The following is a 14888-nucleotide window of genomic DNA, read 5'->3' as shown; positions in this document are numbered from 1 at the left end:
AAACCTTAATATTATTTTTTAGATTATATCTAAATATGTTAAAATTCAATTAAAATTTTGTTTACCCAAAAGGTTGGTTTTCATGTTTCATCATTTTCATCCATATGAACCATTTATAAAAGAAGATACTAAAAAACTAATAGTAGGAACACTACCTCCTCCTAGATTTTGTACAAAAGCGTATAAAGTAAATGATGTAGATTTTTGTTATGGTTCTCAAGATGGATTATTATGGAAAGCTTTAGATGTAATTTTTGATTTAAAACTAGAATATTTAAATACAAAAGAAGAAGTTACAAAAAGGAAAAACTTTTTAATAAAAGAAAAAATAGGCGTTTGTGATATTGTTAATTCTTGTAAAAGAGAAAAAATTGATGCAAGTGATTTAGGAATGAGTGAAGTTGAACTACGTGATATTTTAAAATATATTAAAGAATTTAAAAACATTGAGACTATTATTTTTACAGGAGGAAATAGTAAGAATGGTCCTGAATATTTTTTAAGAAAAATTCTAAAAGAAAAAAATATAAAATTTATGCAAACTTCAAAAGAAATTCCAAAAGTTCATGAATTTAGTTTTGATAATAGAGTAATTAAAACAATAAGTTTAACCTCTCCTTCAAATGCAGCAAATAGATTTATTGGTTCAAATTCTTTGTATAAAGAAAATAAGATTAAAAATCCTGCTTATACTACTTTTGATTTTAGAGTTGAGCAATATGAAAAAGTTTTCAAATGCTATTAACTTTTAAAAGTTTAGTTTTTCCAACCATAAGTTCGATTGTCATATACATTCTTTTAAAAACACTTTCTTGTCTATATTCTAAGTTATGCTTTTTACATAAATCTTTTATAAGTGGTTGAAGCTTTTGATATTGACTTAGAGGTAAGTTTGGGAAAAGGTGATGTTCTATTTGATAGTTTAACCATCCATGTCCAAAATCAATTAAATTACTTCCTGTGTTGTAGTTTACACTTCCCATAATCTGTCTTAAGTAAAACTCACCTTGTGATTTATGAGGAGTATCAAACCTATATATATCTTCTGCTGAATGATTTGGAACAATTACTAAAAATGAGTGTAAGTTTGCAATATATTCAGCTATTAATGTAATAATAAAAACATTAAATACTGCTTCTAAACCTAATGGTAAAAATAGAAAAGGTATTAGTATAAATTTAACAGAAAAATATGGAAGTATATATTGTTTCCATAAAATTGCACCATTCTTTTTAAATGGACTTACTTCATAAGATTTAACTTCTTCTAGTTTTAACTTACGTCTTTTTTTATTCTCTAATATTTTCAAAGTATTTGGAGCATAATACGTAAGCTTCCAAGTTCCAGCAAAAGCATAAACAAAAACATATCTTAACCACATAGGAGTTTTTGATTGAATTAACCATTGCAAGTTATTCTCAACATTATCAGGATCTTCATCTTCCCCTAAATGATAGTGGTGCATAATATTATGCTCATGAATCCAAGCTTCAGGTTTAATCCAATCTAACCAGTCAAGATATCTTCTATTGTCTTTGGCAAATCCAGCTTTTGTATATCTAAAAGGAACTCCAGGAACTTTATCATATGCACCATGAAGTATAGGATGAGCAACATTAGCCCATCTTGATACATTTCCAACTGCAATTAAAGTTGCTGAAAATAGTGCTAGAATCCAGAAAAGAAATCCACTTAAAGCAAAAGATGATATTTCTAAAAAGCTTATAAGAGCTACAAGTCCATAGCCAGAAAAGTACAAGCCCTTCCCCAACGTTCTAGTTTTAGTAAATGTAAGAAGTCATCATAAGTACTTCCGTTTAAACTTTTTTTTACTTCGTCAATATCTTTTTTAAGTTGATTTTTATCAATATCTTTATAGTTTGCATAGGTACTCAATAATTTTCCTGAAATAAGTTTTTGTAATAAGTTTTGATTTAAATAGTTATAAAAAGTAGCCTAAAGCTACTTTTTATTCATTCATTCCAGCGAAGAATTCAGCGTTGTTTTTAGTTTTTTGCATTTTTGAATAAAGAAATTTTAAAGCTTCAACTTCATCCATTGAAGCAATTGCATTTCTTAAAATCCATGTTTTTTGTAAAATTTCTGGAGAAAGAAGTAATTCTTCTTTTCTTGTTCCTGATTTGATAATATCTAAAGCAGGATATACTCTTTTGTTAGCCGCATTTCTTGATAATACAACTTCAGAGTTTCCAGTACCCTTAAACTCTTCAAAAATAACTTCATCCATTTTTGAACCAGTTTCAATAAGTGCAGTAGAAATAATAGTTAAACTTCCACCCTCTTCAATATTTCTAGCAGCCCCAAAGAACCTTTTTGGTTTATGTAAAGCATTTGCATCAACTCCACCTGAAAGCACTTTTCCAGAAGATGGTGTAACAGTATTATAAGCACGAGCAAGTCTTGTAATAGAATCAAGTAAGATAACTACATCTTTTTTCATTTCAACAAGTCTTTTTGCTTTTTCAATAACAATTTCAGCAACTCTTACGTGATTTTGAGCAGGTAAATCAAAAGTAGAAGAATAAACCTCACCTTTTACAGATCTTTGCATATCTGTAACTTCTTCTGGTCTTTCATCAATTAATAAAACCATCAAAGTAGCTTCAGGATGGTTTTTAGAAATACCATGAGCTAAATCTTTTAAAAGTTCAGTTTTACCAGTTTTTGGAGGTGCAACAATTAATCCTCTTTGACCTTTACCCATTGGAGCAAATAAATCAAGCATTCTTCCTGTCATTCTTTTTGAATCATATTCAAATTTAAATCTTTCTGTAGAATATAGAGGTGTTAAGTTATCAAATAATGGTCTATTTTTTGATTCTTTTATTGGTAAGTAATTAATTGCTTCAATTTTTAATAAAGCATTATATTTTTCACTATCTTTATTAGGAGGTCTAACTTGTCCTGAAACAATATCCCCTGTTCTTAATGCAAACTTTCTAATTTGAGTAGCACTTACATAAGAATCATTTGATGTATCAGAGAAGTTTCCATCAATTGCACGAAGGAATCCAAATCCACCATCTTTAATCTCAAGAATTCCAGTGAATAAGATAAATCCACCAGCATCAATTTGGGATTTTAAAATGTTAAACATTAAATCTTGTCTTTTTAATTCTTGAGGGTTTTCTACATCTAATTCTTTTGCAATATTTAAAAGTTCTTCTAATGTAAGTTCTCTTAACTGCTCGATTTTATAACCTTCTACAGGTACGTGAGTTCTAGCTTTTCTAGGACTTTTAGTTTTATTCTGAGTTTTTGACTCTTCCATAAGTAATTTTTGCCTTTTTGATTGTACATTTAAGTATGTAATTTGTAGTTTTTTTGTAGTTTTCTATTAAGTATTATCGATATTGTAGTGTGAATTTTAAAATTTGTCAATAATTTTGACCTTTTATAAAATTAAAGACATAAAAAAAGCTATCAATATATATTGATAGCTTTTTTATTTAATTAAAAATGATTATTATAAATCACCCTCATGTTTTCCTAAGTATTCTGCAACACCTTCAGTTGAAGCTTTCATACCTTCGTCACCTTTTGACCAACCAGCAGGACAAACTTCACCATGCTCATTAGTAAATAACATTGTATCTACCATTCTAATCATTTCGTCAATGTTTCTTCCTAATGGTAAATCATTAACTACAGAGTGTCTAACAGTTCCATCTGCATCAATTAAGAAAGAACCTCTTAATGCAACAGCTTCACCAAATAATACATCGTAATCTTTTGAAATTTGTTTTGAAAGGTCAGCAACTAATGGGTATTTAATTCTTCCAATTCCACCATTATTTACATCAGTTTCTCTCCATGCAAAGTGAGAAAATTGTGAATCAACAGAAACACCAATAACATTAACACCTCTTGAAGTAAACTCTTCGATTCTTTTTGAGAAAGCAATAATTTCAGATGGACATACAAAAGTAAAGTCTAATGGGTAGAAAAATAATACTGCACCTTTTTCTCCAATATTTTCATATAAATTAAAATCTGCTACTATTTGACCGTCTGCAAGTACAGCTGTTGCTGTAAAATCTGGAGCTTTTTTTGTTACTAACATATATATTCCTTTTATTTTTGATTAATTTTTTTGTATTGACATTATATAACAAATATTATAAATAAAAACTACAATTTAGCTTAAATTTTAAAATTTATAAAAAACTTTATTCTTTGATAATTTTTATCTTTTGCTTGCTATAATAATGAGTTCTTTATACACGAAATTAACTATTATTTTTTATATTTATTTAATTGTTTCAATTTTACTAATTTTTCTATTAATATTGATAATATATCTATTTTAAAGATAATTTTATAATTTGTGTGATAAAGTTTTTTAAAATTAAAAGGAGTTATATATGGCAGTAATAATTACAGATATTTGTATTAGTTGTGATGCATGTTTAGACGAGTGTCCTACAGAATCAATTGTAGACAATGATGAGAACCCAACAGGTGAAGATATTTATTATGTAAACCCAGAAACATGTACTGAGTGTATTGGTGATAATGATGCACCTGCATGTGCAGACGCATGTCCTACTGAAGGATGTATTCAATGGGATAATAGAGATTCAGCAGCTAATCCAGTTAGAGATGGAAAAACAGCTGGTGAACCTTGTGTTGAAGACTAATATTTAATTAGTTTTACACTTTTCACTACTTACAAAAAGGCAAGTAATTTTTAATTACTTGCCTTTTTTTTATTTTTTAGATATAATCCGCGACTTAATAAAAATCGAGGAATAACACTATGGAACAAACTTTATCAATCATTAAACCTGACGCAGTAGCAAAAAATGTTGTTGGAAAAATCTTATCAAGATTTGAAGACGCTGGATTAAGAATCGCTGCAACTAAAAAGATGCAATTAAGCAAAGCTGACGCTGAAGCTTTTTATGCTGTACATGCTGAAAGACCATTCTTTGGTGACTTAGTAGAATTCATGATTTCTGGACCAGTTGTTGTAACTGTTTTAGAAGGTGATAATGCAATGGCTAAAAACAGAGACTTAATGGGTGCAACTAACCCTAAAGAAGCTGAAGCTGGAACAATTAGAGCTGACTTTGCTGAATCAATTGATGCAAATGCTGTTCATGGTTCTGATTCAGTAGAAAATGCAAATATTGAAATTAATTTCTTCTTTGCACAGAAAGAAATTTGTTAATTATTGATTAATTAACTTATTTTATAATGAAAATAGAATTTAAAAAAGTACCACAAACTCCCAAAACTTTGGAAGCTGAGTTAAATTCAGTTAAAATTGAAGGTACTTTTTGTAAAATGTCGCAATCATTAGTAAAAATTGATGCAAAGTTAATTGGAAATACAAACATTGATTGTTGCCGATGTGGAACAATTGATAATATTGAAGTTAATGAAAAGCTAGACTTTTTATTAAGTGATGGTATATTCAAAAATGACGATTGTGAAGATTTAGTAATTGAAATAGAAGATGGTTTAATAGATTTTGATGAAATAATTCAAAGTGAACTTGAAGCTATAAAGAGTGATTATCATATTTGTGAACAATGTTCAAAAGATAATGATGATTTTGAAAAAGAATTTTAAAAGGAAATAAAATGGCAGTACCAAAGAGAAGAGTCTCTCATAGTAGAGCAGCTAAAAGAAGAACACACTACAAGATTACATTAAAAAGACCTGTTAAAGACACTGATGGAACATGGAAAATGCCTCATACAGTTAATCCAAATACTGGTGAATACAAAAACTAATGCATAAAATCGCAATAGATGCAATGGGTGGGGACTTCGGTCCTGAACCTATTATTGAAGGGCTTATTTCTGCTTTAAAAAGCAATAATAACTTTACTGCAATTGCAGTGGGGAAAAAAGATGTACTATTATCTTTAATACCTCAAAACTTTTTATCAAGAATAGAAATACTAGATACAGATGATGTAATTAGTATGAGCGATTCTGCTACTGATGCACTTAAAAGAAAAGAATCTACAATTTACAAAGCTATGGAATTAGTAAGAGATGGGAAAGCTGGAGCTGTTGTTTCTGCTGGTCATTCTGGAGCTTCTATGTCATTAGCAACTTTAAGAATTGGTAGAATCAAAGGTGTTTCTAGACCTGCTATTGCTACACTTATGCCTACAAGCGAAAATCAAAATACATTAGTATTAGATGTTGGAGCAAATGTAGACAGTGATGCAAAAAATTTATTCGAATTTGCTGTAATGGGTCAAGTTTATGCAGAAGATGTATTACAACTTGAAGATCCAATTATTGGATTATTATCTAATGGTGAAGAAGAAAGCAAGGGTAATGAAGTTACAAAAGAAGCTTATGGCTTAATATCAAAAGTTCCAAATTTCGCAGGTAATGTTGAAGGTAGTGATATCTTCAAAGGAACAGTTGATGTTGTTGTTTGTGATGGTTTTGTAGGAAATATCCTATTAAAAACTGCCGAAGGTGTTGCTGATACCATCGGAAAAATCATAAAGAAAAGTTTAAAGCGATCATTAATTTCAATTGCTGGTGCAGTACTAATGAGAAAAGTATTTAAAAACTTAAAAGTTAGAGTTGATTATGCTGAATATGGTGGAGCTCCATTACTTGGAGTAAAAGCACCTGTTATTATAGCACATGGTAAATCTAACCCAAAAGCTATTCATAATGCAATTCTTCAAGCAATTAGTGCAGCAAGTTCAAACTTGAACGAAGATATTGAAGAAAGATTAGCTAAATATAGTAAATAAGTTTTATTTATTATACTTTTATAATAAGGATATGTAAATGGCATATGCAGCTTTTAGATCTATTGGAGCATACGTACCTCCAAAGATTATGACAAATGCAGATTTTGAAAAAATAATTGATACTAGTGATGAGTGGATTACTAAAAGAACTGGTATTAAAGAAAGAAGAATCTCTGAAGAAAATGAAGCTTCATCTGATTTAGGTGCAAAAGCAGCACAAGTTGCAATAAATAGAGCTGGAATCGCTAAAGAAGATATTGATTTAGTAATCTGTGCTACTGTTACACCTGACTATTTATGTATGCCTTCAACTGCATGTTTAATTGCATCAAAACTTGGACTTCCAGCTGTAATGGCTTATGATGTTAGTGCAGCTTGTACAGGATTTGTTTATGCTACTTCTATTGCAAAAGCTTTTGTTGAATCTGGTATGAAGAAAAATGTATTAATTATTGGAGCTGAAACTTATAGTTCAATCCTTGATTATACAGACAGAGGAACTTGTTTTATCTTTGGAGATGGAGCAGGAGCTGCTATAATTTCTGCAACTGATAATAAAGATGAAGCTATTATAGATGTAAATTGTTCAAGTGATGGAAACTATGAAGATTTAATTAAAACTCCAGGTGGAGGTTCTAAACATCCTTGTAGTCAAGAAGTTTTAGAAAATAAAATGGCTTGTATTAAAATGAAAGGAAATGAAACTTTCAAATTAGCTGTTAGAACTCTTACGTCAGATGTAGAAGTAATGATGAAAAAACACAATATCACAAGTGAAGATATTAATCATTTTATTCCACATCAAGCAAATATGAGAATTATTACAGCAGTTGGAAAAGCTTTAGGAATGACTGAAGAGCAAACTGTTGTTACTGTTGATAAATATGGTAATACTTCAGCTGCATCAATTCCAATGGCAATGAACTACGCATATGAGCAAGGAAAAATAAAAGCAGGTGATACTGTTTTATTTGATGCTTTTGGTGGTGGTTTAACTTGGGGAAGTGCTTTATTTAAATTTGCACCAAATAAATAAACTTACTACTTAATATAAAAAAGGTCAAGTTTCTAGCTTGACCTTTTTTTATGTCTAAAATTTTCTAATCAAATATACTGAACCAAAAACATATAAAAGATTGTTCCAACAAAAATAGATATCAAATAATTCTTAAGTATTAAATGCAAAATAGCTGTAAAAGCTATTGCACCCACTTCTTTTAATCCATAAGGGAAAATCGAAAAATCAACATCTTTAACTGAATATACAATTAGTATTGTCATTATAATTGCAGGAAAGAATTTCTCAATAAAAACTATATAAGCGGGAAGTTCATTTTTTCTAAAAAACAAAAAAGGAAATACTCTTGTAAAAATATTTACAAGAGCCATTATTGCAATTGCAATGTATATTTCATAGTTAGTCATTTTCTATTTTCTTTCTAAAACTAAACATTAAAACTAGTGCAATTATTATTGACGCAATTAGCATTTTATCACTTGGAATAAAAACTAGTGAAAATAAAGAAGCTATAAGTCCAATAATAAAAGGAATGCTATTTTGTAAGCTTTTATATTGTTCAATACATAAAACTACAAATAAAGCAGTAAGAGAGAATTCTAAGCCTGCTGTATCAAATTTTATACCAGATCCTACAATAGCTCCTAAAGTTGAACCTATAAACCAATATGATTGATTAAAAGCTGTTAAAAAAAAGTAGTACCATCTTTTTTTTAATTGTTCATCATCTTTAATTGTTGTTAATAAAGCATAAGTTTCATCAGTTAAACCAAAGATTAAATATGGTTTTAATTTTCCTGTTTTTTTAAATCTTTTAAGAAGAGATAAACCATAGAAAGATTGTCTAATATTTACAAAATAAGATGCAATTGCAATATCTACAAAACCAGCTTTTGCATTAAAAAAATTGATTGCAACAAACTGTAAAGCACCTGCATAAATAAATAGTGACATAATAGGTGCTAAATACCAATCATAATCAAAGGAAACTAGTAATAATCCAAAAGCAAAACCTAAAACGCCATATCCCATCATTACAGGGATTGATACTTCAAAAGCTTTTTTTATCTCTTTTTCATGTTTCAAAGTTGTAATTTATTTAAATTTTTTATTATTTGGATTATTTTTAAATACATTCATAGAATTTTGTTCTAAATTTTTATTAAATTTATCAACTGTTGCAACAGAGTTAATATATAAAATAGATTCTTCTACAACAATTTGGAATATTGAATGTAAAGGAATTTTTGCAACTGAACCAAAGTTTTCACTTCCATAACCTGCTTCAAAAGATATAAAACCATCATCAATTCCAACCGTAGTATAAGTATAATTACTTAAAACAAATAAAGAAAATTTTGCTAATTGCTCTTTAATAGGTTTTGGTAATTCTGGATTAAAAGTAATCCCATCAATATTTGCAGTAATTGAGAATTCATGATTATTTTCTAATAAATAATCAATAGTTTCTTTCACTTGTTTACACACTAAATTTTTGTATTCTTCATTTTCTATAATATCTGTAATCATTTATTTAACTTTCATTTATAAATTTTACTGCTATTATAACTTATGAAACAAATAATTATGCTTATTTTTATAATATTTACTATTAGCAATTCTTACGCCTATGAGTTTAAACTAAATAAAAAAGATTATGAATATATAAACAACTCTTCAAAAAAGAAATTTATTGAAAATAGACTAGGTAAATATCAAACTTTAAAAGAAAAAGTTATTGATTATGAATTAATAAGAAAGCTCTCTCATGTAAATTCATTTATAAATAAAATATTTTCTAAACAAGATATTGATTCAAAGTCATCTCTTGATCATTGGGCAACACCAAAGGAATTTTTATTACAAGGTCATGGAGATTGTGAAGATTATGCTATTTCAAAATACTTCACACTTTTAGAGTTAAATATACCAAAAGAAAAACTATACTTTGGAGTTGTAAAAGTAAAAGGTTCAACTACTGCACATATGGTATTAATGTATTTAGAAAATAAAAACTCAACTCCATTAGTATTAGATAATTTAAGCTTTAGAGTAATTCCTCTGACAAAAAGAAAAAAACTTATTCCAAAATTTGCTTTTAATGAAATTGATGCTTATAAATTTACAAAAGAGAGATTTACACAAAAAGTAAAAGTCAACTGGGGAAAAGAAGATAAATGGAATAAATTACTAAAAAGAGTTTATAAACTTAAAGAGTAATCACTTATTTCATCAAAATCTATCATTGCATTCATTAATGCAATTTTTTCTGCTTTTTTTAACATTTCTAAAGTTATATCTTTTTCTATAATTTGGGTTTCATTTAAATATCTACTTCTTGTAGTTCCCTTTAACAAATATGACTTTGAAGTAATCCATGTACCTTCATATAAAATTGCTATATTTGCAATACTTGTATCTGTTACAATATTATTCTTAATAATTATGATTTCATCACTATTTTGTCTTTGATTAAATAGCTTATTTAACTCATCTCTATTTACAGTTTTTTTTGAATATGAAATATTATCATCATAAATTATTTTAAAAGATTTAATTTGTCTTTTTTTATATTCATCATATTGAACATCTAATATTCCACTTTCATCATAAATTACTTTACATTTTAATAACTTATTTGATGGAGGATAAATATATTCACTAAGATTAATATTTAAAGCTATTGTATTTGCAATTCTCTTACAATGATAATCAAGATTAAATATTTCATAATCATCGCATTTTATTGTTTCAAAATATTCTTGCATTAAAAACCTTTTTTTATTTTTTAGAAGGGTAAATATATTTTATCAAGCAGTTCTTGGTACTCATCTTTTACACTTGAATCACAAGTAATTCCACCACCACTTTTATAATATTTTTGAGCATTCTCATCTTCTTGAATAAATCTAATCATTACAGAAGAATCAAGATTCTTTCCATCAAAAATACCAAAAATACCTGTATAGAACTCTCTATCATACTCTTCAATTTCTTCTATGATTTCTATAGTTTTTTTCTTTGGAGTTCCTGTAATTGAGCCAGCTGGTAATAAAGAGGTAAGAATTGTTCCAATATTTTCATTCCAATTATCTTCTAAATGTCCAGAGATTTTAGAACTTACTTGTAGTAGTTTTTTATCTCCTGCATTTATTTTATCAATGTACCTGAACTTATCAACTCTAACTTTTGAAGAAACTATTGCTAAATCATTTCTTAATAAATCAACAACCATAGTGTGCTCAGCCATTTCTTTTATATCACCTAAAATTTTTGCTTGAGCATTTGCAATTGATGCATCAATTGTCCCTTTCATAGGATATGTTGATATTTTATTTTTTTTAATTTCAATAAAACGTTCAGGTGAGAAACAAACAAAGTTTTCATTTTCATTTTTAAATCTTAATTTAAATTTTGCATTTACTTTTTCATAAATTTCATCAAGAGAATATTCTGTTTTTATTTTTGTTCTAGCAGTTAAATTTGAAAGATAAGTATTTCCCATTTTTATTTGTTCTTGTAAAAAATCAAACTTTTTTTCATACTTTTTAAAGCTAATAGGATATTTTTCTATTTTAGTTTTATGTTTTATTTTTGAAGAAATATTAGTATTTATTTCAAATTTTATTCCTTTTGGAATTTTTGAAAGTTCTTTTACATAAAATTTTTTTAAATCATAAGAGATTACAAACAAAAAAGGCTCTTTTAAAGAGCCTAATTCATTAAGTTTTTTTTCTAGTTCTTTATTTTGCAAGTTTTATTTTACTAGTTTTTTAAGAATTGCCATTCTAACTGCAACACCATTTGTTACTTGTTCTAAAATTTTATTTCGGGGATCCTTTAACATTTCATCAGAAATATCAACATTTCTATTTACAGGACCTGGATGTAATAATAAAATATCTCTATTACCAAATGTTTCACTAGTAATACAATAATCATTTGCATATTCTTGAATTGATTCAAAGAAAATTTCATTATGCCTTTCAAGTTGAGTTCTTAAACTCATAACAACATCAACTTCATCAATGATTTCACGAATATTATCATACTGCTTGTGCTCATTATGTTCAGCTTTAAAACAATCAGGTGCAACAAAAACTACTTCCATACCAAATCTTGGAAGTAACCTTCTATTTGAACCTGCTACTCTTGAAGTTCTTACATCTCCAACAATTGCTATTTTTTTACCTTCAATATCATCATTAAAATGTTCTCTAATTGTATAAAGGTCTAGTAAGGCTTGTGTAGGATGAGCATGTTTTCCATCACCTGCATTTATAATTGGGCAATCAACATGCTCAACTAAAGTTCCAGGTAATCCACAATCACTATGTCTCATAATAATTGCATCAGGTTTCATTGCATTAATATTTGCAACTGTGTCAAAAATAGTTTCACCTTTGCTTCTTGAAGATGTTCCAACATCTAAAGAAACTACTTCAGCTCCTAATCTTTTTGCAGCAATTTCAAAAGCACTTCGTGTACGAGTTGAGTTTTCAAAAAATAGTGTAACTATTATTTTACCATCTAAAATTTTATTAGATTTCATATTTTTAAACTCTTTGGCATCCTTGAAAAGTTCAATAATCTCTTCTACACTAAAATCGGCTGTTCTAATTAAATGCTGCATTTTATTCCTTCAATTTTAGTTTGAATTGTAGCAAAAAGCTCTTTAAAAATTAGAAACTTTATGTATAATAATAAACTTTATTTTAGGAAAATATTATATGAAACTTCACTTACTTTTTTTAATTTTTATTACATTTCTTTTTACTGCTTGTTCAATCAAACCACTTGAACCAATAAAGTTTGAAAGTGTTAATAAAAAGATTTCTTTTGTTGATGATATTAAACCAATACTTGATAATAGATGTGTTTCATGTCACTCTTGTTATAACTCACCTTGTCAATTAAAACTATCATCTTTTGAAGGTCTTCAAAGAGGTTCTACAAAAGAAGATATTTATGCAAATAGATTAAGTGCAGCAAATCCTACAAGATTATTTACAGATGCAATAAATGAAAAACAATGGAGAGAAAAAGGTTTTTTCTCTATTGCTGATAAAATAAAAGACTCTGATGAATCTATAATGATGAGATACTTATTTCAAAAAGAAAAAAATCCTCTAAACATAGGAGAGTATTCTCCTGAAACTGATGAATTATCATGTGCAAAAGATAAAGATGAGTTAAATGAGTTTTTTAATAATAATCCACATAAAGGAATGCCTTATGGTTTTCCTGCACTTGAAAAAAATGAGTACAATCTTCTTTTAACTTGGTTAAAACAAGGATATAAAGATGATAGTATAAAAAATGTTATTCCTAAAAAAGAACAAATACAAATATCAAAATTTGAAGAATTCTTAAATAATAATAGCTTAAAACATAAAGTAAGTGCTAGATATATTTATGAACATCTGTTTTTAGCTCATATTTCTTTTGATGATAAAAGCGAAAACTTTTATGAATTAGTTCGTTCAAAAACTCCTAGTGGAAAAGATATAGAAATTATTGCTACAAAATTTCCTTATGATAAAGTCCAAGGAGAATTTTTCTATAGATTTAGAAAAATAGAGTCTACAATTGTTCATAAAACTCATATGGTTTATAGCCTTAATGACAAAAAACTTTTAAGATATAAAGAACTATTTATAGATAAAAAATGGGATATTAATCCCTATCCAACATCTTACGACCCTAAAATTGCAGCTAATGCTTTAAAAGTTTTTGAACAAATCCCTGCACAAAGTAGATATGAATTTATGCTTGATAATATTCACTATACAATTATGACATATATTAGAGGTCCTGTTTGTAAAGGTCAAGTAGCTCTTAATGTAATACAAGATCACTTCTGGGTTATGTTTATGGATCCAAAATATGATGTATCAATCAATGATAAGTTCTTTTTACATGATAATATTGAAAATTTATTTATCCCAAATCAATACGGTGATAATCCAAGTATTTTGAAAACTGCCACAATTTTAGATAATTATGATTTAGCAAAAAAATACCAAAAAAATAAATCAGAAATATATAAAAGGTATTATCCAAAAGGATTAGATTTAAACTCTATTTGGAAGGGTAATAAAAATAGTAATGACTCGATTCTGACTATATACAGACACTTTGATTCAGCATCTGTTCATAAAGGTGCTTTAGGAAATATTCCTAAAACATTATGGGTAATTGATTATCCACTATTAGAAAGAATCTATTACTCTTTAGTTGCAGGGTTTGATGTTTTTGGGAATACTCCTCACCAACTATTAGTTAGAAAACATATGGACAGATTAAGAATTGAAGGAGAGAGTAATTTTTTAGAATATCTTCCAAAAGAGTCTAGAACAAACTATTTTAATTCTTGGTATCAAGGTTGGTTAGCATCTCAATTAAGTGTTTATATTCCATCACAAGTTCAAAGTAAAATAAAATATGAAACAAAAAACTATAAAGAAGAGTTTATTGAAAAAGTATTTGACTATACAAAGGTAGAAAAAGATTCAATAAATTACATAAATACAGATTATGTAGCAAGTAAAATAAAAGAAAAATATACAACAAAAGAAGAGATTGAAGAGACATTAAAAACTTTAACCCTCCCAAATTCTTCAAAATTGATAGAAACTTTTACAGGTTCAAAAGCTAATCTTGCACATATTAGAATTAAAATGAATGATGGAAAAGATTTAGTTTATTCTATGGTAATAAATAGGTGGCATAAAAATGTTGCTTTATTATTTTCAGAAGAATCAAGGCTTGATGCTTCAAAGGACACAATTAATTATATAAAAGGATTTGTAGGTTCTTACCCAAATGCATATGCTGAAGTAAAACAAGATGATTTAAAAGATTTCTTCAATCTTTTAAAAAACTATAATGATTCTGTTTTAGATAAAAAAGAGATTTTAAAATATGTTATAAATAGAGCTAATCCAGATTTTTGGAAAAGCTTTGATTGGTTTAATGAAGAATTTAAAAAACGTGATAGTCTAAATTATGGATTAATGGATTTAAATAGATATATAAGTAAAGCAATTAATCAATAGGTATTAATAAATCGTTTAAATATTTTTGATATAATCGATTTATAAATAAAGTAATAT

Annotated in this window: 19 protein-coding genes; 9 read left to right on the top strand and 10 right to left on the bottom strand. The window is 27.5% G+C overall.

Features of this window, described 5'->3' with window-relative positions; translation table 11 throughout:
- The first annotated feature begins 82 nt into the window (after positions 1-82).
- Positions 83-745: a uracil-DNA glycosylase family protein gene (locus D3Z07_RS11775; protein ID WP_122893966.1), complete on the top strand. Its 663-nt coding sequence runs from the start codon at positions 83-85 to the stop codon at positions 743-745.
- Here the strand turns inward: D3Z07_RS11775 and D3Z07_RS11770 are convergent.
- The 4 genes from D3Z07_RS11770 to D3Z07_RS11760 all read right to left on the bottom strand — a co-directional run bounded on the left by D3Z07_RS11770 (position 732) and on the right by D3Z07_RS11760 (position 4085).
- The gene (locus D3Z07_RS11770; protein ID WP_228200549.1) at positions 732-1760 is read right to left on the bottom strand and encodes a fatty acid desaturase family protein; all 1029 of its coding nucleotides are present in this window, start codon (positions 1758-1760) and stop codon (positions 732-734) included. The genes D3Z07_RS11775 and D3Z07_RS11770 overlap by 14 nt on opposite strands.
- The gene (locus D3Z07_RS14255) at positions 1733-1897 is read right to left on the bottom strand and encodes a hypothetical protein (RefSeq protein ID WP_228144671.1); all 165 of its coding nucleotides are present in this window, start codon (positions 1895-1897) and stop codon (positions 1733-1735) included. The genes D3Z07_RS11770 and D3Z07_RS14255 overlap by 28 nt, the downstream gene beginning before the upstream one ends.
- A 73-nt stretch (positions 1898-1970) precedes the next feature.
- The gene (gene rho / locus D3Z07_RS11765; protein ID WP_076088486.1) at positions 1971-3293 is read right to left on the bottom strand and encodes a transcription termination factor Rho; all 1323 of its coding nucleotides are present in this window, start codon (positions 3291-3293) and stop codon (positions 1971-1973) included.
- Positions 3294-3488: 195 nt separating this feature from the next.
- The gene (locus D3Z07_RS11760; protein WP_076088488.1) at positions 3489-4085 is read right to left on the bottom strand and encodes a peroxiredoxin; all 597 of its coding nucleotides are present in this window, start codon (positions 4083-4085) and stop codon (positions 3489-3491) included.
- 301 nt (positions 4086-4386) lie between these two features.
- Between D3Z07_RS11760 and D3Z07_RS11755 the strand changes: the two genes are divergently transcribed.
- The 6 genes from D3Z07_RS11755 to D3Z07_RS11730 all read left to right on the top strand — a co-directional run bounded on the left by D3Z07_RS11755 (position 4387) and on the right by D3Z07_RS11730 (position 7791).
- Positions 4387-4662: a 4Fe-4S dicluster domain-containing protein gene (locus tag D3Z07_RS11755; protein ID WP_076088490.1), complete on the top strand. Its 276-nt coding sequence runs from the start codon at positions 4387-4389 to the stop codon at positions 4660-4662.
- A gap of 119 nt (positions 4663-4781) precedes the next feature.
- A complete protein-coding gene (gene ndk / locus D3Z07_RS11750) occupies positions 4782-5195 on the top strand; it encodes a nucleoside-diphosphate kinase (RefSeq protein ID WP_076088491.1) in 414 nt (137 codons plus the stop codon).
- Between the two features lie 26 nt (positions 5196-5221).
- A complete protein-coding gene (locus D3Z07_RS11745) occupies positions 5222-5599 on the top strand; it encodes a hypothetical protein (protein WP_076088492.1) in 378 nt (125 codons plus the stop codon).
- Positions 5600-5610: 11 nt separating this feature from the next.
- Complete coding sequence (gene rpmF, locus D3Z07_RS11740; RefSeq protein ID WP_076088495.1) at positions 5611-5763, top strand: 50S ribosomal protein L32; 153 nt, start codon at positions 5611-5613, stop codon at positions 5761-5763.
- The gene (plsX, locus tag D3Z07_RS11735; protein WP_076088507.1) at positions 5763-6755 is read left to right on the top strand and encodes a phosphate acyltransferase PlsX; all 993 of its coding nucleotides are present in this window, start codon (positions 5763-5765) and stop codon (positions 6753-6755) included. The genes rpmF and plsX overlap by 1 nt, the downstream gene beginning before the upstream one ends.
- A gap of 37 nt (positions 6756-6792) precedes the next feature.
- Complete coding sequence (locus D3Z07_RS11730) at positions 6793-7791, top strand: beta-ketoacyl-ACP synthase III (protein WP_122893965.1); 999 nt, start codon at positions 6793-6795, stop codon at positions 7789-7791.
- 68 nt (positions 7792-7859) lie between these two features.
- Here the strand turns inward: D3Z07_RS11730 and D3Z07_RS11725 are convergent, their stop codons facing one another.
- From D3Z07_RS11725 to D3Z07_RS11715, 3 genes are read right to left on the bottom strand one after another with little or no spacing between them, the layout of a single operon-like run.
- Positions 7860-8180 carry a branched-chain amino acid transporter permease gene (locus D3Z07_RS11725; RefSeq protein WP_076088511.1) on the bottom strand — a complete coding sequence of 107 codons (321 nt, stop codon included), beginning with the start codon at positions 8178-8180 and terminating at the stop codon, positions 7860-7862.
- The gene (locus D3Z07_RS11720; RefSeq protein ID WP_083657258.1) at positions 8173-8859 is read right to left on the bottom strand and encodes an AzlC family ABC transporter permease; all 687 of its coding nucleotides are present in this window, start codon (positions 8857-8859) and stop codon (positions 8173-8175) included. The genes D3Z07_RS11725 and D3Z07_RS11720 overlap by 8 nt, the downstream gene beginning before the upstream one ends.
- Before the next feature lie 9 nt (positions 8860-8868).
- Positions 8869-9303: a hypothetical protein gene (locus D3Z07_RS11715; protein WP_076088514.1), complete on the bottom strand. Its 435-nt coding sequence runs from the start codon at positions 9301-9303 to the stop codon at positions 8869-8871.
- A gap of 57 nt (positions 9304-9360) precedes the next feature.
- Here D3Z07_RS11715 and D3Z07_RS11710 point away from each other — a divergent pair, with 57 nt between their 5' ends.
- On the top strand, positions 9361-9993 hold the full coding sequence (locus D3Z07_RS11710; RefSeq protein ID WP_206423281.1) for a transglutaminase-like cysteine peptidase: 633 nt from the start codon (positions 9361-9363) through the stop codon (positions 9991-9993).
- Here the strand turns inward: D3Z07_RS11710 and D3Z07_RS11705 are convergent.
- Genes D3Z07_RS11705 through D3Z07_RS11695 form a run of 3 tightly spaced genes read right to left on the bottom strand, consistent with a single transcriptional unit; the run spans position 9975 to position 12406 of the window.
- Positions 9975-10541, bottom strand: coding sequence for an aminotransferase class IV (locus tag D3Z07_RS11705; RefSeq protein ID WP_076088519.1), 567 nt, complete (start codon positions 10539-10541; stop codon positions 9975-9977). The genes D3Z07_RS11710 and D3Z07_RS11705 overlap by 19 nt on opposite strands.
- A 20-nt stretch (positions 10542-10561) precedes the next feature.
- On the bottom strand, positions 10562-11527 hold the full coding sequence (locus D3Z07_RS11700; RefSeq protein ID WP_076088521.1) for an aminodeoxychorismate synthase component I: 966 nt from the start codon (positions 11525-11527) through the stop codon (positions 10562-10564).
- A gap of 3 nt (positions 11528-11530) precedes the next feature.
- Positions 11531-12406 carry an aspartate carbamoyltransferase catalytic subunit gene (locus tag D3Z07_RS11695; protein ID WP_076088523.1) on the bottom strand — a complete coding sequence of 292 codons (876 nt, stop codon included), beginning with the start codon at positions 12404-12406 and terminating at the stop codon, positions 11531-11533.
- A gap of 97 nt (positions 12407-12503) precedes the next feature.
- On the opposite strand from D3Z07_RS11695, the gene D3Z07_RS11690 reads away from it, so the two are divergent.
- On the top strand, positions 12504-14831 hold the full coding sequence (locus tag D3Z07_RS11690; RefSeq protein WP_122893964.1) for a fatty acid cis/trans isomerase: 2328 nt from the start codon (positions 12504-12506) through the stop codon (positions 14829-14831).
- Positions 14832-14888: the final 57 nt, after the last annotated feature.

Source organism: Arcobacter peruensis, from assembly GCF_003711085.1.
Classification (GTDB): Bacteria; Campylobacterota; Campylobacteria; order Campylobacterales; family Arcobacteraceae; genus Poseidonibacter; species Poseidonibacter parvus.
The sequence above is the reverse complement of the archived record's forward strand: the minus strand, read 5'-3'. Positions and strand labels throughout refer to the sequence as shown.

Coding starts and splice junctions, on each gene's coding strand:
- D3Z07_RS11705 (WP_076088519.1), bottom strand. CDS start 10,541: ATGCAAGAATATTTTGAAACAATAAAATGCGATGATTATGAAATATTT.
- D3Z07_RS11730 (WP_122893965.1), top strand. CDS start 6,793: ATGGCATATGCAGCTTTTAGATCTATTGGAGCATACGTACCTCCAAAG.
- D3Z07_RS11775 (WP_122893966.1), top strand. CDS start 83: ATGTTTCATCATTTTCATCCATATGAACCATTTATAAAAGAAGATACT.
- D3Z07_RS11755 (WP_076088490.1), top strand. CDS start 4,387: ATGGCAGTAATAATTACAGATATTTGTATTAGTTGTGATGCATGTTTA.
- ndk (WP_076088491.1), top strand. CDS start 4,782: ATGGAACAAACTTTATCAATCATTAAACCTGACGCAGTAGCAAAAAAT.
- rpmF (WP_076088495.1), top strand. CDS start 5,611: ATGGCAGTACCAAAGAGAAGAGTCTCTCATAGTAGAGCAGCTAAAAGA.
- D3Z07_RS11725 (WP_076088511.1), bottom strand. CDS start 8,180: ATGACTAACTATGAAATATACATTGCAATTGCAATAATGGCTCTTGTA.
- rho (WP_076088486.1), bottom strand. CDS start 3,293: ATGGAAGAGTCAAAAACTCAGAATAAAACTAAAAGTCCTAGAAAAGCT.
- D3Z07_RS11690 (WP_122893964.1), top strand. CDS start 12,504: ATGAAACTTCACTTACTTTTTTTAATTTTTATTACATTTCTTTTTACT.
- D3Z07_RS11760 (WP_076088488.1), bottom strand. CDS start 4,085: ATGTTAGTAACAAAAAAAGCTCCAGATTTTACAGCAACAGCTGTACTT.
- D3Z07_RS11715 (WP_076088514.1), bottom strand. CDS start 9,303: ATGATTACAGATATTATAGAAAATGAAGAATACAAAAATTTAGTGTGT.
- D3Z07_RS11745 (WP_076088492.1), top strand. CDS start 5,222: ATGAAAATAGAATTTAAAAAAGTACCACAAACTCCCAAAACTTTGGAA.
- D3Z07_RS11710 (WP_206423281.1), top strand. CDS start 9,361: ATGCTTATTTTTATAATATTTACTATTAGCAATTCTTACGCCTATGAG.
- plsX (WP_076088507.1), top strand. CDS start 5,763: ATGCATAAAATCGCAATAGATGCAATGGGTGGGGACTTCGGTCCTGAA.
- D3Z07_RS11695 (WP_076088523.1), bottom strand. CDS start 12,406: ATGCAGCATTTAATTAGAACAGCCGATTTTAGTGTAGAAGAGATTATT.